18 protein-coding genes and 3 tRNA genes are annotated in these 18,808 nt (G+C 68.6%); 10 read left to right on the top strand and 11 right to left on the bottom strand.

What is annotated here, in order from left to right; genetic code table 11:
- Nucleotides 1-66 precede the first annotated feature (66 nt).
- A tRNA-Pro gene (locus ACQCSZ_RS06755) sits at nt 67-141 on the bottom strand.
- 168 nt (nt 142-309) lie between these two features.
- Here ACQCSZ_RS06755 and ACQCSZ_RS06750 point away from each other — a divergent pair.
- Nucleotides 310-383, top strand: a tRNA-Gly gene (locus ACQCSZ_RS06750).
- Nucleotides 384-434: 51 nt separating this feature from the next.
- Here the strand turns inward: ACQCSZ_RS06750 and ACQCSZ_RS06745 are convergent.
- Nucleotides 435-1,367, bottom strand: coding sequence for an Fpg/Nei family DNA glycosylase (locus ACQCSZ_RS06745; protein ID WP_427007277.1), 933 nt, complete (start codon nt 1,365-1,367; stop codon nt 435-437).
- Complete coding sequence (locus ACQCSZ_RS06740) at nt 1,367-1,861, bottom strand: ribose-5-phosphate isomerase (protein ID WP_427007276.1); 495 nt, start codon at nt 1,859-1,861, stop codon at nt 1,367-1,369. The genes ACQCSZ_RS06745 and ACQCSZ_RS06740 overlap by 1 nt, the downstream gene beginning before the upstream one ends.
- 192 nt (nt 1,862-2,053) lie before the next feature.
- Here ACQCSZ_RS06740 and ACQCSZ_RS06735 point away from each other — a divergent pair, with 192 nt between their 5' ends.
- Nucleotides 2,054-2,935 (top strand): hypothetical protein, encoded by an 882-nt coding sequence (locus ACQCSZ_RS06735; protein WP_427007275.1) that lies wholly within the window; start codon nt 2,054-2,056, stop codon nt 2,933-2,935.
- Nucleotides 2,936-2,947: 12 nt separating this feature from the next.
- Here the strand turns inward: ACQCSZ_RS06735 and ACQCSZ_RS06730 are convergent, their stop codons facing one another.
- Complete coding sequence (locus ACQCSZ_RS06730) at nt 2,948-3,949, bottom strand: hypothetical protein (RefSeq protein WP_427007274.1); 1,002 nt, start codon at nt 3,947-3,949, stop codon at nt 2,948-2,950.
- 140 nt (nt 3,950-4,089) lie between these two features.
- On the opposite strand from ACQCSZ_RS06730, the gene pepN reads away from it, so the two are divergent.
- The 4 genes from pepN (at nt 4,090) to ACQCSZ_RS06710 (ending at nt 8,474) form a co-directional block, all read left to right on the top strand.
- Nucleotides 4,090-6,651 carry an aminopeptidase N gene (gene pepN, locus ACQCSZ_RS06725; RefSeq protein ID WP_427007273.1) on the top strand — a complete coding sequence of 854 codons (2,562 nt, stop codon included), beginning with the start codon at nt 4,090-4,092 and terminating at the stop codon, nt 6,649-6,651.
- The gene (locus ACQCSZ_RS06720) at nt 6,648-7,133 is read left to right on the top strand and encodes an OsmC family protein (protein WP_427007272.1); all 486 of its coding nucleotides are present in this window, start codon (nt 6,648-6,650) and stop codon (nt 7,131-7,133) included. The genes pepN and ACQCSZ_RS06720 overlap by 4 nt, the downstream gene beginning before the upstream one ends.
- A 205-nt stretch (nt 7,134-7,338) precedes the next feature.
- Nucleotides 7,339-8,013: a mechanosensitive ion channel family protein gene (locus ACQCSZ_RS06715; RefSeq protein WP_427007271.1), complete on the top strand. Its 675-nt coding sequence runs from the start codon at nt 7,339-7,341 to the stop codon at nt 8,011-8,013.
- A gap of 2 nt (nt 8,014-8,015) precedes the next feature.
- Complete coding sequence (locus ACQCSZ_RS06710; protein ID WP_427007270.1) at nt 8,016-8,474, top strand: globin; 459 nt, start codon at nt 8,016-8,018, stop codon at nt 8,472-8,474.
- 14 nt (nt 8,475-8,488) lie between these two features.
- Here the strand turns inward: ACQCSZ_RS06710 and ACQCSZ_RS06705 are convergent, their stop codons facing one another.
- Nucleotides 8,489-9,148 carry a hypothetical protein gene (locus ACQCSZ_RS06705; protein WP_427007269.1) on the bottom strand — a complete coding sequence of 220 codons (660 nt, stop codon included), beginning with the start codon at nt 9,146-9,148 and terminating at the stop codon, nt 8,489-8,491.
- Nucleotides 9,149-9,211: 63 nt separating this feature from the next.
- Here ACQCSZ_RS06705 and ACQCSZ_RS06700 point away from each other — a divergent pair, with 63 nt between their 5' ends.
- Nucleotides 9,212-10,159 (top strand): acyl-CoA thioesterase, encoded by a 948-nt coding sequence (locus ACQCSZ_RS06700; protein ID WP_427007268.1) that lies wholly within the window; start codon nt 9,212-9,214, stop codon nt 10,157-10,159.
- A gap of 131 nt (nt 10,160-10,290) precedes the next feature.
- On the opposite strand, the gene ettA is transcribed toward ACQCSZ_RS06700, so the two are convergent.
- The 3 genes from ettA to ACQCSZ_RS06685 form a co-directional block, all read right to left on the bottom strand.
- Nucleotides 10,291-11,973: an energy-dependent translational throttle protein EttA gene (gene ettA / locus ACQCSZ_RS06695; protein ID WP_427007267.1), complete on the bottom strand. Its 1,683-nt coding sequence runs from the start codon at nt 11,971-11,973 to the stop codon at nt 10,291-10,293.
- Between the two features lie 86 nt (nt 11,974-12,059).
- Nucleotides 12,060-12,653, bottom strand: coding sequence for a DUF6993 domain-containing protein (locus ACQCSZ_RS06690; protein ID WP_427008267.1), 594 nt, complete (start codon nt 12,651-12,653; stop codon nt 12,060-12,062).
- Nucleotides 12,654-12,854: 201 nt separating this feature from the next.
- Complete coding sequence (locus tag ACQCSZ_RS06685; protein ID WP_427007266.1) at nt 12,855-13,409, bottom strand: single-stranded DNA-binding protein; 555 nt, start codon at nt 13,407-13,409, stop codon at nt 12,855-12,857.
- Between the two features lie 242 nt (nt 13,410-13,651).
- Between ACQCSZ_RS06685 and ACQCSZ_RS06680 the strand changes: the two genes are divergently transcribed.
- Nucleotides 13,652-13,727 (top strand) — tRNA-Arg (locus ACQCSZ_RS06680).
- Nucleotides 13,728-13,810: 83 nt separating this feature from the next.
- Here the strand turns inward: ACQCSZ_RS06680 and ACQCSZ_RS06675 are convergent.
- On the bottom strand, nt 13,811-14,827 hold the full coding sequence (locus ACQCSZ_RS06675) for a magnesium and cobalt transport protein CorA (protein ID WP_427007265.1): 1,017 nt from the start codon (nt 14,825-14,827) through the stop codon (nt 13,811-13,813).
- Nucleotides 14,828-15,005: 178 nt separating this feature from the next.
- On the opposite strand from ACQCSZ_RS06675, the gene ACQCSZ_RS06670 reads away from it, so the two are divergent.
- Nucleotides 15,006-15,518: a LapA family protein gene (locus ACQCSZ_RS06670; protein WP_427007264.1), complete on the top strand. Its 513-nt coding sequence runs from the start codon at nt 15,006-15,008 to the stop codon at nt 15,516-15,518.
- A 45-nt stretch (nt 15,519-15,563) separates the two neighbouring features.
- Here ACQCSZ_RS06670 and map read toward each other — a convergent pair whose 3' ends face one another.
- On the bottom strand, nt 15,564-16,331 hold the full coding sequence (gene map / locus ACQCSZ_RS06665; protein WP_427007263.1) for a type I methionyl aminopeptidase: 768 nt from the start codon (nt 16,329-16,331) through the stop codon (nt 15,564-15,566).
- A gap of 78 nt (nt 16,332-16,409) precedes the next feature.
- Between map and ACQCSZ_RS06660 the strand changes: the two genes are divergently transcribed.
- On the top strand, nt 16,410-17,093 hold the full coding sequence (locus tag ACQCSZ_RS06660) for a DNA alkylation repair protein (protein WP_427007262.1): 684 nt from the start codon (nt 16,410-16,412) through the stop codon (nt 17,091-17,093).
- A gap of 39 nt (nt 17,094-17,132) precedes the next feature.
- Here ACQCSZ_RS06660 and mptB read toward each other — a convergent pair whose 3' ends face one another.
- Entirely contained in the window at nt 17,133-18,710 is a 1,578-nt protein-coding gene (gene mptB / locus ACQCSZ_RS06655) for a polyprenol phosphomannose-dependent alpha 1,6 mannosyltransferase MptB (RefSeq protein ID WP_427007261.1), read from the bottom strand.
- Nucleotides 18,711-18,808: the final 98 nt, after the last annotated feature.

The following is an 18,808-nucleotide window of genomic DNA, read 5'->3' as shown; positions in this document are numbered from 1 at the left end:
GTCTAAGTACTCCTGGTTTGGGGGGATGGGGCTCTGCATTGCCACGTTCTGGCCATATGCGCAGAGTCGGGGTGACAGGATTTGAACCTGCGACTTCCTGCTCCCAAAGCAGGCGCTCTAGCCAAGCTGAGCTACACCCCGTAAGTGCACAGAACAGTCTACGGTCATACCGCGCCGATTTGCACATTTGACACCGGGGCCCTGCATTGGGTTTAGTTGTATCCGGCTTCATAAAGCCGCCCGGAAGTTTCCCGGTCCGGCCTGGTCCACAAAACCTGGTCCGCACACGGGCAGCCGAAGTGAATTCCCGGGGACGTAGCTTAGTGGTAAAGCCTCAGTCTTCCAAACTGATGATGCGGGTTCGATTCCCGTCGTCCCCTCCAGCACGGGACGTGTACAGATACGAAAAGGGCCCCTCTCCGGAGGGGCTTTTTTCATGCCTGCTGGCAGCCCGGGCACCAGTAGAGCTTCCGCGCGCCCAGCTCCGCCAGCGCCACCGCCGATCCGCAGTCCCGGCACCCGAGGCCCTGCCGCCGGTACACGAAGTGGGCCTCGTCGGCCGCCGGCAGCCCGGCGTCGGGCCCGCCGGCGGCGGTGCCCCAGTAGCGCGGAGGCGTGGTGATGATCCGGCCGTCGCGGACGCCGTCGGACATCACCGCCACGGTGTCATCCCAGAGCCGGCGCGCCGCGTCCGCGGGCAGCGCCGTTCCGGGAAGCCAAGGGTCCAGGCGCTGCCGGAACAGCAGTTCGGCGCGGTACACATTTCCGACGCCGGCGATCAGCTTCTGGTCCATCAGCAGCGCGGCGAGGGGCGTGCGCCTGGCCAGCATCCCGGCGACGAAACTGTCCCGGTCGCCGGGAAGGTTGCGCAGCGGATCCGGGCCCAGCCTGGCCCTGACGGCTTCCGCTTCCGCCCCGGTGATCGCTTCGCACGTGGTGGCCCCGCGGAGGTCGGCCCAGCCGTGGGCGCCGGCGAGCCGCACCCGGACGGCGCCGACGGGCGCGGGCGGCCCCGCGTAGGCGTCCGCCCCGGCGGCGGCCCCGCGCTCGTCATCGACACGCTCGTCATAGACCTCCCGCTCCCCCACCTTGCGCGGCGCCCCGATGCTGGAGGCGCCACGGAAGGTGGCGTCGCCGCCGAAGTCCCAGGCGCCGTAGAGGCCCAGGTGGACGTGGAGCACCAGGCCGTGCTCGAAGTCCAGGAACAGGTGCTTCCCCTGCGCGGCGGCGCCGGTGAGGGTGTGGCCGTCCAGCAGCGCCGCGCCCTGGGCAAACCTGCCCTGCGGGCTGGAGACCGCCAGGTCCTCCCCCGCGAAGACGTCCCCGAACTGGCGCGCCAGCCGGTGCACCGAGTGCCCTTCGGGCATTACTGGACGACCTCGCCGGTGCGCTCGTACGCGGCGATCTTGCCGATCCGGCGGACGTGGCGCTCATCGTTGCTGAAGGGCTCGGCGAGGAAGGCCTCAATGATGGCCGTGGCCTCCTCGACGCTGTGCTGGCGGCCGCCGACGGCGACGACGTTGGCGTCGTTGTGCTCCCGGGCCAGCTTGGCGGTGGACAGGTTCCAGGCCAGCGCGGCGCGTACGCCCCTGACCTTGTTGGCCGCGATCTGCTCGCCGTTGCCGGAGCCGCCCAGCACGATCCCCAGGGCGCGGGTGCCGGCTTCCTGGTCGGCCACGACGGCGCGGGCGGCGTTGATGCAGAAGGACGGGTAGTCGTCCTGCGCGTCGTAGGTCTGGGGCCCGTGGTCGATCATTTCGTAGCCCCGGGCGCCGAGGTAGCTGACGAGATGGGCGCTGAGCTCCATGCCGGCGTGGTCGGTGGCGATGTGAACGCGCGGGAAGTCATTGGAAGTAGTCACGGCGGATCCGTTCAGTCGGGCACCGGCAGTTCGGGGATCGGGGCTGCCGGGCGGGGGTGGGGGCTGGTCCAAGCCTACTAGGGCGGCGTAACCGCACCCTCGCCGCTACGCACAGTCCTTGACCCCCTTGGCGCATGCCTCCTAGTGTTAAGCCAAATCTTCTGGGGAGGTCCTCACTATCGGGGAGGCGCCATGTCCTCATCGGATGCCCAAAACAGCAAACCAAAGGCAGCCGCCAATAATCCGAAGCCACTTTGGAAGAGACCCGTCTCGTGGGCAGTGGCTATTATCCTGGCAGCCCTGGCAGCATCGTTGACCGACGTGATCAAGCCCATAATCACTGCTGGAATCAATCAGATCACGGAGACGGGGGACCCCGTGGCCTTTCGGACGGAAGTTCACCAGGGCGCGGGTGATGTCACGCTGCCGCCCGACGCATCCCTATCAGGGGAGGACCTGGCGGCACTGGAGCCCATGAGACTCCAAGGACAAATCGAGTCGTTGAAAAAACGGGGCGCGGTTGTTGCCGGCGGGCAGACCCTGATGGTCACGCTGAGGGGAAACCGGACGGACCCTGTTCGGGTCACGGACCTCCGGGACGCCTCTGCATGCACTGGCCTCCGACGCGGAACGCTCCTGCGGATGGGTGCTCCCATGCCATACGAAGACCTGTCGCTTCGGATCGGGCTCCAGGTTGGCGATTCATCTTCTGAAGCGAAGCAGTGGGACGAGAAGTCCCTGTCCTTCCGGCCCTACTTTCCCGACAAGACAATAACTCTGAAGAAAGGTGAGGAGCAGGTAATCAACATCGACCTGTATCCGGCTGCGGGCAAGGTTTGCCGGCCCCAGGTGCAAATGACCGTCATCCATCGAGACCAGAAACGCATCCAACAACTGGTGCCCGAATCCCAGCAGGTTCCGCTCATGGCCTCGGAGCCTGCTGAAGCGGAGCCGCGGTATTCCCGTGTCTATATAGGGGGAAACTTCTGCAGGAAGTTTGTGGCGGCGCCTCCCGACTGGGAGCTGGTCAACAAAGAGGTCATTTGTGGACCCGGGAATTCTCCGCCGCGCTAAGAGTTCCGCGGCTCACAAACCAGCGGCTTCGCCGTTCCGGCGGGCGCGTGCCGCCACCTGGGACAGGACCTGCGCGATGTTGTCCGCCGAGGCGATGCTTCCGCCGCTCACCGTCAGCTGCCGCCCGTCGGAAGAATCGACGACGACGGCCGGGCCGCTGCTGACCAGCAGGGCAGTGGCGGCGCCGTGGCTCCGGTAGCCCCAGCCGCCGTAATCGGCGGCCTTGACCTCCTTCGGCGTCGCGGCCTCGATCGCCGCCGCGGGGACGTCCATGACCCGCACGAAGCCCGCGGCGAACACCCGGAACCCGCTCCGGTCAACCCGGATGCGGGCGACCAGGAGGGCCGCGCCCAGCACCGCGGCAGCCACCAGGAGGGCCGCAAGCCACGGCACCGCGATGGCCAGCAGCGCGGCCGGCAGCAGCGTCGCAATCCCGATCATGACGAAGACCGAACTGCGGGCGTGCACCCACACCCGGACCGAGTCCCGGGCCAGATCCGGATCCAGCTCGCGTGCCAGGGCCTCCCGCATGGCCTGGTCATCATCGACCGACCAGCGTTCGTCGGCCTTGAACACGAACCCCATGACCACCCCGAGGCCCAGGGCTGCCCCGCTGCCCAGGGCCAGGACGGACACGTCCACCCGGGATTCCCGTGCGTTGGCCAGGCCCAGCTGGCCCACCAGCACGGCGGCGAGCACGGTCGTGACAAAGAGGCTCAGGGACAGGCCGGCCCCCATCATGAGGCGGCGCATCACCGCCGGGCGGGAGAGCGGTGCCGCCTGCAGCAGCACGGCCCAGCCGATCAGCACGATCAGCGCCGCACCGATTCCCGCGACGGCTCCGAACGGCGCAAAATCCGCCGCCCCGGCGTCGGTCCAGCGGACGGCCAGCGGCTCCGGCAAATCGGAATGGACCAGGAAGGCACAGACAAGGAAAGCGGCGGCCAGCACCACGGGGAACCCCACCGCAAAGCGCAGGGCCCGCACGTCCACAGAATCCCGGAAGTGTCCCATAGCACCAACGCTACCGCGGCGCGCCCGCCGTGATGCCGGTTCTGTGACCCACGCGACTTGCCACCGGCCGGGGTCGTGAAAGAATAATTTCAAATCGACTTCACTGTTTCTAGCCCTTCTGGAGGCACCACTTGCCCGGTATGAACCTGACACGCGCCGAAGCACGCGAGCGCGCCGCCGTGATCGCCGTCCAGTCCTATGAAGTCAGCCTGGACCTGACCCGGGGGGAGAAGGTCTTCGGCTCCACGACGGCCGTGAAGTTCACGGCGAAGCCGGGGTCCTCGACGTTCATCGACGCGGTCACGCATGCGGTGCGGAGCGTGACCCTGAACGGCCGCGAGCTTGATCCGGCGGAGGTCTCCGACGGCATCCGGATCCAGCTGCCGGGACTTGCGGCGGACAACGAGCTGCTGGTGGTGGCCGAGGCCCCCTACATGAACACCGGCGAGGGCCTGCACCGCTTCGTGGATCCGGTGGACAACGAGGTCTACCTGTACACCCAGTTCGAGGTCCCCGATTCCCGGCGGGTGTTCGCCGTCTTCGAACAGCCCGACCTCAAGGCCAGCTTCAGTTTCACCGTCACGGCGCCCTCGCACTGGGACGTGGTGTCCACCTCCCCCACCCCGGTGCCCGTCGGGACCCTTCCCGGCACGGACGGCGCCGCCCGCTCCGTCTGGGAGTTTGCCCCGACCCCCCGGATTTCCTCCTACGTCACCGCCCTGATCGCCGGCCCGTACCAGTGCGTCCGCAGCGAGGTGACCTCCGCCGCGGGCACGGTGACCCCGCTGGGCGTCTTTGCCCGCAAGTCCCTCATGCAGTACCTCGACGCGGAAAACATCTTCGAACTGACCCGGCAGGGCTTCGGGTTCTACGAGGCGCAGTTCGGCTGCCCGTACCCGTTCGAAAAGTACGACCAGCTCTTCGTGCCGGAGTTCAACGCCGGGGCCATGGAGAACGCCGGGGCCGTCACCATCATGGAAGGCTACGTCTTCCGCGGCAAGGTCACGGACGCCCAGGTGGAGCGCCGGGCCATCACCGTGCTGCACGAGCTCGCGCACATGTGGTTCGGGGACCTTGTCACGATGCGCTGGTGGAACGACCTCTGGCTCAACGAATCCTTCGCCGAGTACATGTCCCACCTCGCCGCCGTGGAGAACACCAGGTTCGACCACGCGTGGACCACCTTCGCCTCGGTGGAGAAGTCCTGGGCCTACCGCCAGGACCAGCTGCCCACCACGCACCCGATCTTCGCCGAAATCAACAACCTGCAGGACGTCGAGGTCAACTTCGACGGCATCACGTACGCCAAGGGCGCCTCGGTGCTGCGCCAGCTGGTGGCCTGGGTGGGGCCGGACGAGTTCATGGCCGGCGTCCGCGAGTACTTCCGCAAGCACGCCTGGCAGAACACCGAGCTCGGCGACCTGATGGCCGAGCTGGAGAAGGCCAGCGGCAGGGACCTGGACAAGTGGGGCCGGCTCTGGCTGGAAACCGCCGGCGTCAACACCCTCCAGCCGGAGCTCTCCGTCGGTGCGGACGGCCTGATCGACTCCTTCGCGATCCTGCAGACGGCCACCGAGGACCAGCCCACCATCCGTCCGCACCGGCTCGCCGTCGGCTTCTACAACCTCGACGGCGCCGGGAAGCTGGAGCGTGTCCACCGTGAGGAGCTCGACGTCGACGGCGAGCGCACGTTGGTCCCGGCGCTGGCCGGGCGGCCGCGGCCGGACCTGGTCCTGCTCAACGACGACGACCTCGCCTACGCCAAGGTCCGCCTCGACCCGGCGTCCCTCGCCACGGCCACCGCCCACCTGAAGGACTTCACCCGGAGCCTCCCCCGGACCCTGGTCTGGGGCTCGGCCTGGGACGCGGCGCGCGACGGCGAAAGCCCGGCCCGCGGCTACGTCGACCTGATCCTGGCCAACATCGCCGAGGAGTCCGATTCCTCCGTGATTATGGTCCAGCTGCGCCAGCTGGCCACGACGCTGAACTTCTACGTCGCCGAGGAACACAAGGAAGCCACGATCGTGGCCGCGGCCGACCGGCTCTGGGAGCTTGCCTCCGGTGTTCCGGCAGGCTCCGACGCGCAACTGCAGTTCGTGAAGTCCCATGCGCTGCTGGCACGCAGCGCCGGGCAGCTGGACACCATCGCCGGGCTCCTGGACGGTTCCCTGGTGCTGGACGGCCTGGCCGTGGACCAGGACCTCCGCTGGGAACTGCTCGCCTCCCTCGTCACCGGCGGCAGGGCCGCACAGGAACAGATCGACGCCGAGCTGGAGCAGGACAACACCGCCAGCGGGCAGAACGCCGCCGCCCTCGCCACGGCCGCCATCCCCACCCCCGGGGCGAAGGCCGCGGCGTGGGATTCGATCGTGGCCAAGGGCGACCTCTCCAACGCCCTGCAGGGCTCGGCCGTGAACGGCTTCACCCGGGTCCTGGACACCGCCCTGCTGGAACCGTACTCCGGAAAGTACTTCGATGCCGTCCCCGGCATCATGGCCAGCCGCACCCACGCCCTGGCGCAGCAGATCATCGTCGGGCTCTACCCGGCCCAGCTGACCACGCAGGAGACGGTGGACCGCACCGACGCGTTCCTGGCCGCACTGCCGGAGGACAGCACCTCGCTGCGGCGCATGATGCTGGAGAACCGCGACGGCGTGGCCCGCGCCCTGCGGGCCCGCCAGGCCGACGCCGGAGCGTCATGACCCTGGACGAGCACCGCTACGCGCTGACGGTCCGCTGGACCGGGAACCTGGGCGAGGGAACGGCGTCGTACCGCGGCTATTCGCGGGACCACGACGTCGAGATCCCCGGCCTGCCGGTGTTGCACGGCTCGGCCGATCCGACCTTCCACGGGGACCGTCAGCGCTACAACCCCGAGCAGCTGCTCCTGGCCGCGCTCTCGCAGTGCCACATGCTGTCCTTCCTGCACGTGGCCGTGAAGCATGGCGTGGTGGTGACGGCCTATGAGGACCAGGCCGCCGGGCTGATGCGGACCAACCGGGACGGCAGCGGCCAGTTCGAGTCGGTCACGCTCAAACCCCTGGTGACCACCGCGGGTCCGGTCGCCGCGGGACTGCTGGAAGAGCTGCACGCCGAGGCGAACAAGGTCTGCTTCATCGCCCGGAGCGTCAACTTCCCGGTCCTGCACGAGCCGGCCGCCGCGGTGGGGCCCCAGGCCGGCTGAACCGTTTGCCGGCGGGCTGAACTCCTGTACGGGCGGGGCCCGGGTGCGCACGGGCCCCGCGACGGCGCTAATGTGGAAGATCAAGAGTCTTATGAGTCCCATGCGCCCGGCGAATGCCGGCCAGCGGTCCGGCCGCCCGTCCCACCTCCCCCGTTTTACCCCTGCCGGCCGGCAGCCAGCGCAGCAGTGAGGAGCACCCCCGCCGATGTACAGCCCGTTTTCGACCACCCCCATCACGCCCATCACGCCGCCGGACATCTCGGTGATCAATGTGCCCGGACTCCTGATCAGCATCGGGGTAGGCGTCGGCATCTGGCTCGTGGCCTCCTTCCTGATCGCCGGGATCACGAAACGGGTCGCCGCGGGCACCAAGTTCTTCAAGAAGCCGCACTTCCGCTGGGCGGCACCTGCCCTCCGCGCCCTGGACCACGAACGCCGGGTCCAGCGGGCCCACACGATCGGTGGACTGCTCAACAGCATCGTCGGTGTCCTGATCTCCGTCATCACCATCATCTACGTGTTCAAGAACCTGAACGTGGACATCGCGCCGCTGCTGACCAGCGTGGGAATCCTCGGTGTGGCGATCGGCTTCGGCGCCCAGCAGCTCATCCGCGACTTCCTGTCCGGCATCTTCATCACCATCGAGGACCAGTACGGGATCGGCGACGTCATCGAAACGTCCGAGGTCGTGGGCACGGTCGAGGCCATGGGCCTGCGCATCACCCGGGTCAGGGCCGAGGACGGCACGGTCTGGTACCTGCGCAACGGGGAAATCCTGCGCGTCGGCAACCGTTCCCAGGGCACCTACATCCCTCCCACGGACGAACCGGCGGCCACCACCGACGCCGGAACCGCCCCCCAGCAACAGGCCGGAGAATAGCCATGACGAGCCCCAGCGCCGGCGAACCCCGGCAGCCCAGGCAACTGATGCAGAACGACCCGTTCAGCCAGCCCGGCTACACGGACAATTTCTACGACGCCGTCGGCGGCCACGAGACGTTCGTGAAGCTCGTCGACGTGTTCTACGACGGCGTCGCGGCGGATCCGCTGCTGCGGGCCATGTACCCGGAAGAGGACCTCGCGCCGGCCAAGCGCCGCTTCCTGATGTTCCTGGAGCAGTACTGGGGCGGTCCCACGACGTACGGCGAGGAGCGCGGGCACCCCCGGCTGCGGATGCGCCACGTGCCCTTCCGGGTCACGCCCGAGGCGAAGGATCGCTGGCTGCACCACATGCGTGACGCGGTGGATGCCCTTGCGCTCCCGCCGCTGTACGAAGGGACCCTCTGGGACTACATGGAGCGGGCAGCCGTGTCCATGGTGAACAGCCCCTCCGAGGCCTGAGCAGGGCCTCCGGGTCAGAGCCCGGAGCCGGTCCTGGCCAGGACGTGCCCGCGGGGTCCGCTGAGCCGGAACCAGCGGCCGGCGCGGTACAGCTGCTGCTCGCCGTCGGCCAGGAACCCGAGGGTGAGGGCCGCGAAGGCGGCACCTGACGGGAGCCCCCCGGCGTCGGGCAGGCCCCTGCCCCAGACCGTGGCCCGGGCGTTGTTGACCACCAGGGCGCCGGGCTTGTCCGGAATGATCGCCGCGACCTCGGCGATGCCGGCCTCCGCGGCCTGCCGCAACGCGGTGTCCTGCAGGCTGCCGAGCAGCTCCCAGCCGCTCCGAGGCGCCCCGATCCCGGCCCAGGACTCGGCGACTGTGACCGGCGGCAGCGGCAGTTCGACGTCGTTCTGCCCCGCACGCGCCAGCCGGTCCAGCACCGCGGAGAGCGGCACCGTCACGTCCGTGACCGCCGGCTGCGCGAGCGCCATGGTCCGCAGCCCGAGGATGGTGGGCGTGGACTCCCCCAGCAGGCGGGGCCGGAGCACGCACACGTAGGCGGCCAGCACCGGGCCGGACGCCTGGAGCCGTATGGCGCCGTCGTCGATGGACCTGGCGCGGGTGGCAAAGGTGCGCAGGTCGGCAAGGTCGCTGGGATCGGTGAACTTCAGGGGCAGGGTGAGGACATCAGACACAATATGGACTCTACCGGTTGCGCCTCTTTGGGGTGGTGCCCGGGGGACGTCTAGAGTCAAACCATGACTGAAGCCGAAGCCGGATTGCAGGGCCTGCCTGCCCAGGACCCCACCTCCATGCTCATCGAACTCCTGGACCTCGGAGAACTCCAGGGCGCCCGTACCGATGAGGACATTTTCATGGGCCCGTCCCAAAAACAGCTCCGGCAGCGTGTTTTCGGCGGACAGGTCCTGGCGCAGTCACTCGTCGCGGCCATGCGCACGGTTGATGCCGGGCGCAAGGTGCATTCGATGCACGGCTACTTCCTGCGTCCCGGCGACGCCAACGAGCCCATCACCTTCGGCGTCGAGCGCCTGCGGGACGGCCGCTCCTTCTCGGCGCGGCGGGTCCACGCCTACCAGGAGGGCATGCCCATCCTGTCAATGATCGCGTCCTTCCAGGACCAGGACGAGGGCGTCGAACACCAGTCAGAGATGCCGGCCGGCATCCCGGATCCGGAGTCGCTGCCCAGCACCGCGGACCTGCTGGGGACTTTCGACCATCCGGTGGCACGGGAGTGGGCCTTCGAACGGCCCTTTGACATCCGCCACGTCGATCCTGCGCTTTATGTCTCGGCGACGGGCCGCAAGGAAGCACGGAACGCCGTGTGGATGAAGACCTTCGGGCCCATGCCGGATGACCCCGACCTGCACCGCGCTGCCCTGGCCTATGCGAGTGACTACACGCTGCTGGAGTCCATCCTCCGCAAGCACGGAATGAGCTGGGTTACCCCGGGCATGTCCGTGGCAAGCCTGGACCACGCGATGTGGTGGCACCGTCCCGTCCGGGTGGACGAATGGCTGCTCTACGTCCAGGAGTCCCCCAGCGCGCAGGGCGCCCGCGGGCTGGCCACCGGCAAGATCTTCAGCCGGGAAGGCCTGCATGTCGCCACGGTGGCCCAGGAAGGCATGATCCGCGTCCCCGCCGAGGTCAAGGACCAGGTGGACGGAGCCCTGCGGACGAGGTCCTGAAGCCCGGTTGCGCCGGGCCGGGCGCGGCCGGTGCCGCACCGGCGGCTTGCATGCAGAAGGCCGGCTCCCCCTGAGGGGAGCCGGCCTTCTGCGCTTGCGGCTGCGGGCCGCTGCTTCCGCTGCGGGCGGCCTCAGTCGCGGGTGAGGCGGCGGTGGGTCACCCGGTGCGGCTTGGCCGCGTCGGGGCCCAGCCGCTCAACCTTGTTCTCCTCGTAGGACTCGAAGTTGCCTTCGAACCAGTACCACTGGGAGGGGTTGGCCTCGTCGCCTTCATAGGCGAGGATGTGGGTGGCGACCCGGTCCAGGAACCAGCGGTCGTGCGAGACCACGACGGCGCAGCCCGGGAATTCGAGCAGGGCGTTTTCGAGGCTGCTGAGCGTCTCGACGTCGAGGTCGTTGGTCGGTTCGTCCAGGAGCAGCAGGTTACCGCCCTGCTTCAGGGTCAGGGCCAGGTTCAGGCGGTTCCGCTCACCACCGGAGAGCACACCGGCCTTCTTCTGCTGGTCCGGGCCCTTGAAGCCAAACGCGGCGACATAGGCGCGGGACGGCATTTCGACGTGGCCGACCTGGATGTAGTCGAGCCCGTCGGACACGACCTCCCACAGGGTCTTGTTCGGGTCGATGCCGCCGCGGCTCTGGTCGGCGTAGGAGATCTTGACGGAGTCGCCGATCTTCAGTTCGCCGCCGTCGAGGGGCTCCAGCCCGACGATGGTCTTGAACAGCGTGGTCTTGCCGACGCCGTTCGGGCCGATGACGCCCACGATGCCGTTGCGGGGCAGCGTGAAGGACAGCCCGTCGATCAGGGTGCGGTCCTCGAAGCCCTTCTGCAGGTTCTTCGCTTCCAGCACGAGGCCGCCCAGGCGCGGTCCCGGCGGGATCTGGATCTCTTCGAAGTCGAGCTTGCGGGTGCGGTCCGCCTCGGCAGCCATTTCCTCGTAGCGGGCCAGGCGGGCCTTGGACTTGGTCTGGCGGCCCTTGGCGTTGGACCGGACCCACTCGAGTTCCTCGGTGAGCCGCTTGGCCTGCTTGGCGTCCTTCTTGCCCTGGACTTCCAGGCGGGCGCGCTTCTTCTCGAGGTACGTGGAGTAATTGCCCTCGTACGGGTACAGGTGGCCGCGGTCGACTTCGGCGATCCACTGCGCCACGTGGTCGAGGAAGTACCGGTCGTGGGTGACGGCGAGGACGGCACCGGCGTAGCTGGTGAGGTGCTGCTCGAGCCAGAGGACGCTTTCGGCGTCGAGGTGGTTGGTGGGCTCATCCAGCAGCAGCAGGTCCGGCTTCTGCAGCAGGAGCTTGCACAGTGCCACGCGGCGGCGCTCACCGCCGGAGAGCAGTGTGACGTCGGCGTCGGCCGGCGGGCAACGCAGGGCGTCCATGGCCTGTTCGAGCTGGGAGTCGAGGTCCCACGCGTCGGCGGCATCGATGGCTTCCTGGAGCTGGCCCATCTCCTCGAGGAGCACGTCGTAGTCCGCGTCCGGGCTGGCCATTTCTTCGGAGATGGCGTTGAAACGCTGGATCTTGCCGATGATCTCCCCGACGCCTTCCTGGACGTTGCCCAGGACGGTCTTCTCCTCGTTCAGCGGCGGCTCCTGCAGCAGGATGCCCACCGTGTAGCCGGGGCTGAGCCGGGCCTCGCCGTTCGTGGGCGTGTCCATGCCTGCCATGATCTTGAGAATGGTGGACTTACCGGCACCATTCGGCCCAACAACTCCGATCTTGGCCCCCGGGAAGAAGGACATGCTCACGTCATCGAGGATAAGTTTTTCGCCAACGGACTTACGCGCATTGGTCATTGTGTAGATAAATTCCGCCATGCCTACAAATCTAGTGGTTCGGCACGGATAACTCATATTCCGGCAGGCCCTGATGCGCTGCGGCAGCCGGGCACCGTGCGGGAGTCTCAGACCGGCGTGCCCACCAGGCACCGGCCGCCGGCCAGCACCGGAAGGACACTGACCGTAACGCCGCCCGTCCGGAGCTGGGCAACAACGCAGTCACTGCCCACCTTCACCGCGGCTTCGACGGCATCGGCGTCCAGGCCCGTGGGGGTCCTGCTCGCGGTGACTTCCTGCTGTCCGGAGGTGAAGCCGGCGTCGGTGAGTGCAGCCCGGGCACGGTCCGTGCCGGGCTTTGCCCCGCCGGCGACGGCACCGCCCAGTGCCGCTTCGACCCGGGCTTTCGCGGCGGCCGTGGCCGGGTCGAGCGCGGGCTGGGTCCCGGACCCGGCGGCCAAGGGGGCCTGGGTGGGCGCCTGGGCGGCGGTGTGGGCCGGGTCCGGCGACGGCTGAGTGCCGGTCCCGGCGGGCAAGGAGGCCTGGGTGGCGGTGGGGGCCGCTGACCCGCTGCCTGCGCCGGAGGGCGGCGAGCAGGCGGCCGCCGACGCGAGCACCAGGACCAGAACACCGAGCGAAGCGGGGGACCGGAACCCCGCAGCGCATCGCTTGCCCCCGGCGGGGAGGAAGGCCGTCCGGTCACTGTCATTCCTGGCTCGCATCACCCGGCAATTCTGCCATGGGCGGCCCCGCTCCGAGGTCCGGGCGTGCCCCGAGTGCCCGGGGCGGGCCCGGCGTGCCCGCGGCGGGGGCGCGCCGGGAGTATCGCCCGGCGTGCCCTTCGTCCGGCCCTTGTCCGCGCCTGTCCGGCCATGGTCCGGTCGGCGGGGGCGGCGAGCGCGGGGGCTGCGGGGATGTCCGTATCAGGCCGCCACACCCTTCAGTTCGCCGGTCTCCTCGTCGACCTCCTCCGCCGCGCCGCTGGCGTCGTCGATGAAGACGGTGCGTGAAGCCTCCCCGCCGTCGTTGTCCTGCCCGTCGCCCGGCGGCAACTGCCCGGGGTCGGTGTCATCGTCCCCGGCGGCGGTTGCCGGCTGTGCGGCGGCGCTCTGGCTACCGACGCTGACCATGCGGGTGAAATTCGCGGAGCCCCACATGAGGTCGTGGCCCACGGACTCGGCATCGATCTCCGCCACATGGTAGATCCGGCCGTCCTTCTCCCAGCTCCGCATCTTCAGCCGGCCGACAATGATGACGCGCTGGCCTTTCTTGATGCTGCAGCCGATGTTTCCGGCCAGCTGCCGGTAGCCCTGGACCGTGAACCAGTTCGTGTTTCCGTCGATCCAGGTGCTGGAGGTACGGTCATAGCGCCGCTCGGTGGAACCGAGGCGGAACGACGCCGTGGCCACGCCGCCGGGTGTCGTGGAACTCCTGATCTCCGAGGCGACGAAGCCACGGACCGTGATGTTGTCACTCATTCTCATGTCCTGTCTCGAATTGTCGTGCCCTTAGCAGGCATGTCCAGCTTCATCCCGCGGGCCGTGCGCCGCGAGATGCCGGCTGCTCCATGTGGATAACCGCCGCATAAAACCGCAGCACAAAGGAGGTGTTGGGGACGGGTCCGCAGGACGAGCCGCCGGGCTGCCTGACCGCCGTCGGCCGCGGGACACTGTAAACTTCTTCTGGCGTCCCCGGCAGCAGCCGGCCGGCACGCCGACGTGCCCCAGTAGCTCAGGGGATAGAGCAGCGGCCTTCTAATCCGCCGGTCGGGGGTTCGATTCCCTCCTGGGGCACCAGAGCGCAGTTCTGGCCTGCCGGAACTTTCCGCAGGCCAGGGCCGCGCTCATCACGCATGGGCCGCCGGCCCGGCGGCCAAAGCCTAAATCCACTTGTTGTGCCTGAACGTCCAGTACAGCACCAGGCCCATGGCGACCATGAGGCCCAGGGCCATCGGGTAGCCGAAAAACCACTCCAGTTCGGGCATTGCGCGGAAATTCATTCCGTAGATCGACGCGATCAGGGTCGGGGCAAACAGGATGGCCGCCCACGAGGAGATCCTCTTGACCTGCTCGTTCTGGGCGATGCTCGATTCCGTCAGCAGGCGCATTTCGTCGTTCTGCCGCTGGGCCACCAGCGCCGCGTTGACGGCCAGCGCATTCTGGAGCAGGGCGCGGAAGGCCGTAATGCGGTCGTTCAGCCGCAGGACGTGGTCCAGGACGTCCCGGAAGTGGTCCTGCAGCTCGGGGCCGGGCTGCAGGTCCGGGGACCCGACCATCAGCGCCTGCAGGAGGGCGGCCAGCGGCGCGGTGGCACGCTGGAACATGATGACCTGGCGCGAGAGTTCGTAGATCCGGCGGGACACGCCCGGATCCGCCGCGAAGAGATCGTCCTCGATTTCGTCGACGTCGTTCTCCAGCCCGGCGGCAACCGGTTCGTACTCGTCCACCACCTGGTCCACAATCGCGTACAGCACAGCCGCCGGGCCGAGCGCCAGGAATTCGGGCTGGGATTCCATCCGCCGGCGGACCCGGGCCAGATCCGGTGATTCGGCACGGCGGACGGTGACGACAAAGTCCGCCCCGGCGAAGACGTGGATCTCACCGAATTCAACCTTTTCCAGGTCATCCAGATAGCGGGCCGGGCGCAGGACCAGGAAGAGCGTTTCCCCGTAGTGTTCGAGCTTCGCCCGCTGATGGCCGGCGAGCGCATCCTCGACGGCGAGATGACTCAGGTCGAATTCCTCAGCCACCGAGCGCAGCTCCTCCGCGTCCGGCCGGTAAAGCCCGATCCAGGCCATGCCCTGGCGCTGCCGCAAGATGAAAAAAGTCTCCTCCAGACCCTCCGGGTCCGCGGTCCGGCGACCGTCCACGTACACGGCGTTGTCCACGATGGTCATGGCAGCGGCCTCCTCCGCAAGGCATCCCTTGGCTGAGACGTTATACCGTGCCCGGGCCGGTGCCAACAGCGACGATGCGCTGTCCGCGCCGGCGTCCCGGGGTCTAAAATTCGCATAGGCCCGCTGGCCGTCGGTACCCGAGTCCACGCGGGACGACCCTTGAGAGGAAATTGCCGCCATGACCGAGACACCCCGTGAAACCGGGCCCGATATTCCCGGCGTGACCCCGCAGCCTGGAGACCGGCCCTCCGGGCGCCCGGTCTCCCCCGCACCCGGCTACGGCCCCGACGGAACGAACACAGACGGAACGAACACACGGGCCCCGGCCGGCGGAACCGAACCCGCCGCTGGGCGAGGCGGAACGGTGGATACGCCTCCGCCGGCAGGGCAGCCGGGGCCGAGAGGTGCTGCCGGTCCGGAACACCATAAGGTCACCCGTGCAGGCATGGTCTGGGCGGCGGTTGCCAGCGCCCTCGTCGTGCTGATCCTGCTCATCGCCTTCATCCTGCAGAACCAGGACTACGTCAGGGTAAGGTTCTTCGGCTTGGAAGGCGCCGTCTCCCTCGGCGTCGCCCTGCTCATTGCGGCCGTGGGCGGCGGGGTGCTGGTCGCCATTGCCGGGGCCGCGCGCATCATCCAGCTCCGGCTTGCAGCCCACCGCCAGAGGGTGAAGACGGCCGGCCGCCGCTGAGACCAGCCCCGGCTTGAAAGCGGCCGCGGGCGGATGTCCCGCCCCTTAGGGCAGGGTCAGGATGAGGGGCCCGTCGGCCGTGACGGCGACGGTGTGTTCGCTGTGCGCCGCCCGGCGGCCGTTCGCCGAGCGGAGGGTCCATTCGTCGTCGTCGTGGAAGTAGTCATCCTTGCCGCCCAGGATCAGCATCGGCTCGATGGCGATGACCAGCCCTTCGGTCAGCTTGATGCCCCGGCCGGGCCGCCCGTCGTTGGGGACGGGCGGCTCGGCGTGCATGGTTTTGCCGATTCCGTGGCCGCCGTGGTCCGCGAGCAGGCCGTAGCCGGCCCGGCGCGCTGCGCCGCCGATCGCGTAGCCCAGGTCGCCCATTTTGTTCCCGATCCGGGCGGCGTCAATGCCGCGGGCCAGGGCGGCGTCCGTGGCGTCAATCAGCGCCTGGTCCACCGGGTCCGCGGTGCCCACGATGAAGCTGACGGCCGCGTCTCCGCACCAGCCTTCGAGGAAGGCGCCGCAGTCGACGCTGAGCAGGTCCCCGTCCTGCAGCCGGTAGTCGTCGGGGATGCCGTGCACCACGGCGTCATTGACGCTCGCGCAGATCACGCCCGGGAACGGCACGGCTGCCCAGCGCGGCCGGTAGTCCAGGAAGGCGGGGGTCGCTCCGGCGTCGGCGATCGACGCCGCGGCCAACTCGTCCAGTTCCTTCAGGGACACCCCGACGGCGGACGCCTCCCGGACCTTCGCCAGCGTGTTCGCGACCACCCGGCCCGCCTCGCGCATGAGGGCAATCTCGGCTGGACTCTTGATCATGGACATTGGGTTTCCTTCCGACGCGGACCGGCGGCCTGATGCCATCAACTCTAGGGCCCGCCCGCCGGTGTCTACAGTGGCACCATGGCCAACACAGCACTGATGACCGCGATCCGCTCCGGACTGCAGGCCGCCGCGGATCCGGTCCGGGCGGCGGCGGCGCAGGCCTACCTGAAGTCGGAGATGCCGTCCCTCGGCGTGCGGGTGCCGGAGGTCCGCCGGATCGTCAAGGCCGCGGCCGCCGGCCTGCCCCCGGCCACTGTCGACGATTTGAAGGCCACGGTGCTGGAACTGTGGCGCGGTGCCACGTGGCGCGAGGAACGGTACGCGGCCATCGACCTCACCGGCCTCAGGCTGGCCGCCGGCCAGCTGGGCATGCTGGCCGTCTACGAGGAGATCATCCGCAGCGGGGCCTGGTGGGACCTGGTGGACGGGGTGGCGCACCGGCTCCGCGGGCTGCTGCAGGCGCACCCGGTGGAAATGGCCCCTGTCCTGCGCCGCTGGAGCACCGATCCGGACTTGTGGATCCGGCGGGCCTCCATCACGGCCCAGCTCGGCGCGAAATCCGCGACTGACACGGCACTGCTGGCAGCCGTCATCGAGGCCAACGTGGCGGACCCGGAATTCTTCATCCGGAAGGCCATCGGCTGGGCGCTGCGCGACTACGCCAGGACGGATCCGGGCTGGGTCCGCGCGTTCGTGCGGCGGCACGGCGAAGGCCTCAGCCCGCTGTCACGCCGGGAAGCCGTCCGCAACCTGCCTGCCTGACCCGGCCAAAGGACCGCCCAAAAAACCGGCGCCGGCGGCTCAGATGACCGGGCGGGTGGTGACCGGTTCGTCCGACTTGCTGAACAGCAGCTTGGTCCGCGGATCCAGGAAAATCAGGTACAGGGCGAACAGCAGGGCGATGATGGCGGCGGCGTTGCGGGCCAGGGCGAGGGCCAGGCCAAGGTCGGCCGTCTGGAGGTACGGGAACACGTCCAGCTGGTCCGAGATCGCGTACACCATGAAGAAGGACACGATGAAGTAGAGCGCCTTGACCTGCCAGTCGTCCCGGATGCCCGTGACGGCAAACAGCGGAATGAGCCAGACGATGTACCAGGACTGGATCATCGGGGCCAGGAGCACGACGGCGGCGAACGCCAGGGTGAGGCGGCGCATGAGCCGGTCGTGGTCACCGCGGAAGATCTGCCAGGCGACGATCCCGACGGCGAGCAGCTTGCCGGCGTCGTACACCCATTTGGCCAGTCCCCAGCCGTCGAGTCCGAAGGCGTTGGAGATGGAGGCGACCACCAGGCCGAGCAGGCCGACGGGCGCGTACCAGATCCAGATGCTGCCCGGGGCGGAGAGCCCGTTGATCCAGCCGAAGCCGAAGCCGTTGACCCGGCTCATGGCGTACAGCAGCGCCAGGCTGATCCCGGCGGTGAGTCCCCAGAAGAGGATCTTCCGCGGCCAGCCGGCGTTCTTGCCTGCCCACAGCAGGCCGATGAACGGCAGGAACACGATCGTGATGGGCTTGACCGAGATGGACAGCGTGACCAGCACGATGCCGAGGATGACCCGCCGGGTCGCGCAGTAGTAGAGGCCGGCCAGGGCCAGGCCGATCATGAGGGCGTCGTTGTGGACGCTGGCGATGAAGTTGGTGAGGAACAGCGGGTTGGCGGCGGTCAGCCACAAGGCCCGGTGCGGGTTGACGCCATGGAGTTCGGCGAGCTTGGGCACGTAGATCACGCAGAGCACGATGCCGGCCAGCGCGGCGAGGCGGAACAGCATGATGCTGGCTTCCGGGTGCACGTTGGTGGACCAGACCACGAGCTGTTCGATCCAGAGGAAGAGCTGGCCGTACGGGACGGGCGCCTCGGTCCACATCTTGTCGGCGCCGAGCTGGAAGTAGTTGGACAGCGCGGAGATGCCGTGTTCGTACGGGTTGAAGCCTTCAACCATCAGGCGGCCCTGGCCGATGTAGGCATAGACGTCCCGGCTGAACAGCGGAACGGAGAACATCAGCGGCAGACCCCAGGCCACCACGGCCTGGAGCGTGGCTTTGCGGGCGTCCGCGCCCCAGACGCGCACCCGTTGGCCCAGCCGCAGCCAGGCCCGGACCAGCAGCATGCCGCCGACGGCCAGCAGCACGATGCACAGGGCCACGCCGACGGCTTCGGTGCGCATCCAGATGAAGAGGGGAACCCGGCGGAGTTCGGACACCGGGGCAAGCCAGCCGACGCCGAGCGATCCGATCGCCATGAACAGTGACCCCAGGAACCCCCACAGGATGGGGGAACGTGCGTTGTCCACCTCGGCAGGAGCTGCTGCCGGTCCGGCACCAACAGCTGTTGGGGACGTACCGGCAGCCGTCGTCGCCGCCGCAGGCACAGGCGCCGTCATGTCAGGATCGTCCAATCTGTTGTGGGGCATGTTCCGCCCTCAGCAGGCCGACGGATCGGGCCCGGGGCATGCAGCGATGACGAAAAATTCCGACGGCC

This window comes from Pseudarthrobacter sp. H2 (assembly GCF_050157045.1).
Classification (GTDB): domain Bacteria; phylum Actinomycetota; class Actinomycetes; order Actinomycetales; family Micrococcaceae; genus Arthrobacter.
Note: the sequence above shows the minus strand (reverse complement) of the source record. Positions and strands in the feature narration are given on the sequence as shown.

Bases quoted from the DNA above. Each gene is read 5' to 3' on its own strand.
- ACQCSZ_RS06735 (WP_427007275.1), top strand. From the start codon at position 2,054: ATGTCCTCATCGGATGCCCAAAACAGCAAACCAAAGGCAGCCGCCAAT.
- ACQCSZ_RS06700 (WP_427007268.1), top strand. From the start codon at position 9,212: ATGACTGAAGCCGAAGCCGGATTGCAGGGCCTGCCTGCCCAGGACCCC.
- ACQCSZ_RS06730 (WP_427007274.1), bottom strand. From the start codon at position 3,949: ATGGGACACTTCCGGGATTCTGTGGACGTGCGGGCCCTGCGCTTTGCG.
- ACQCSZ_RS06710 (WP_427007270.1), top strand. From the start codon at position 8,016: ATGACGAGCCCCAGCGCCGGCGAACCCCGGCAGCCCAGGCAACTGATG.
- ACQCSZ_RS06690 (WP_427008267.1), bottom strand. From the start codon at position 12,653: ATGCGAGCCAGGAATGACAGTGACCGGACGGCCTTCCTCCCCGCCGGG.
- ACQCSZ_RS06685 (WP_427007266.1), bottom strand. From the start codon at position 13,409: ATGAGTGACAACATCACGGTCCGTGGCTTCGTCGCCTCGGAGATCAGG.
- mptB (WP_427007261.1), bottom strand. From the start codon at position 18,710: ATGACGGCGCCTGTGCCTGCGGCGGCGACGACGGCTGCCGGTACGTCC.
- pepN (WP_427007273.1), top strand. From the start codon at position 4,090: ATGAACCTGACACGCGCCGAAGCACGCGAGCGCGCCGCCGTGATCGCC.
- ACQCSZ_RS06720 (WP_427007272.1), top strand. From the start codon at position 6,648: ATGACCCTGGACGAGCACCGCTACGCGCTGACGGTCCGCTGGACCGGG.
- ACQCSZ_RS06670 (WP_427007264.1), top strand. From the start codon at position 15,006: ATGACCGAGACACCCCGTGAAACCGGGCCCGATATTCCCGGCGTGACC.
- ACQCSZ_RS06660 (WP_427007262.1), top strand. From the start codon at position 16,410: ATGGCCAACACAGCACTGATGACCGCGATCCGCTCCGGACTGCAGGCC.
- ACQCSZ_RS06715 (WP_427007271.1), top strand. From the start codon at position 7,339: ATGTACAGCCCGTTTTCGACCACCCCCATCACGCCCATCACGCCGCCG.
- ACQCSZ_RS06745 (WP_427007277.1), bottom strand. From the start codon at position 1,367: ATGCCCGAAGGGCACTCGGTGCACCGGCTGGCGCGCCAGTTCGGGGAC.
- ettA (WP_427007267.1), bottom strand. From the start codon at position 11,973: ATGGCGGAATTTATCTACACAATGACCAATGCGCGTAAGTCCGTTGGC.
- map (WP_427007263.1), bottom strand. From the start codon at position 16,331: ATGTCCATGATCAAGAGTCCAGCCGAGATTGCCCTCATGCGCGAGGCG.
- ACQCSZ_RS06675 (WP_427007265.1), bottom strand. From the start codon at position 14,827: ATGACCATCGTGGACAACGCCGTGTACGTGGACGGTCGCCGGACCGCG.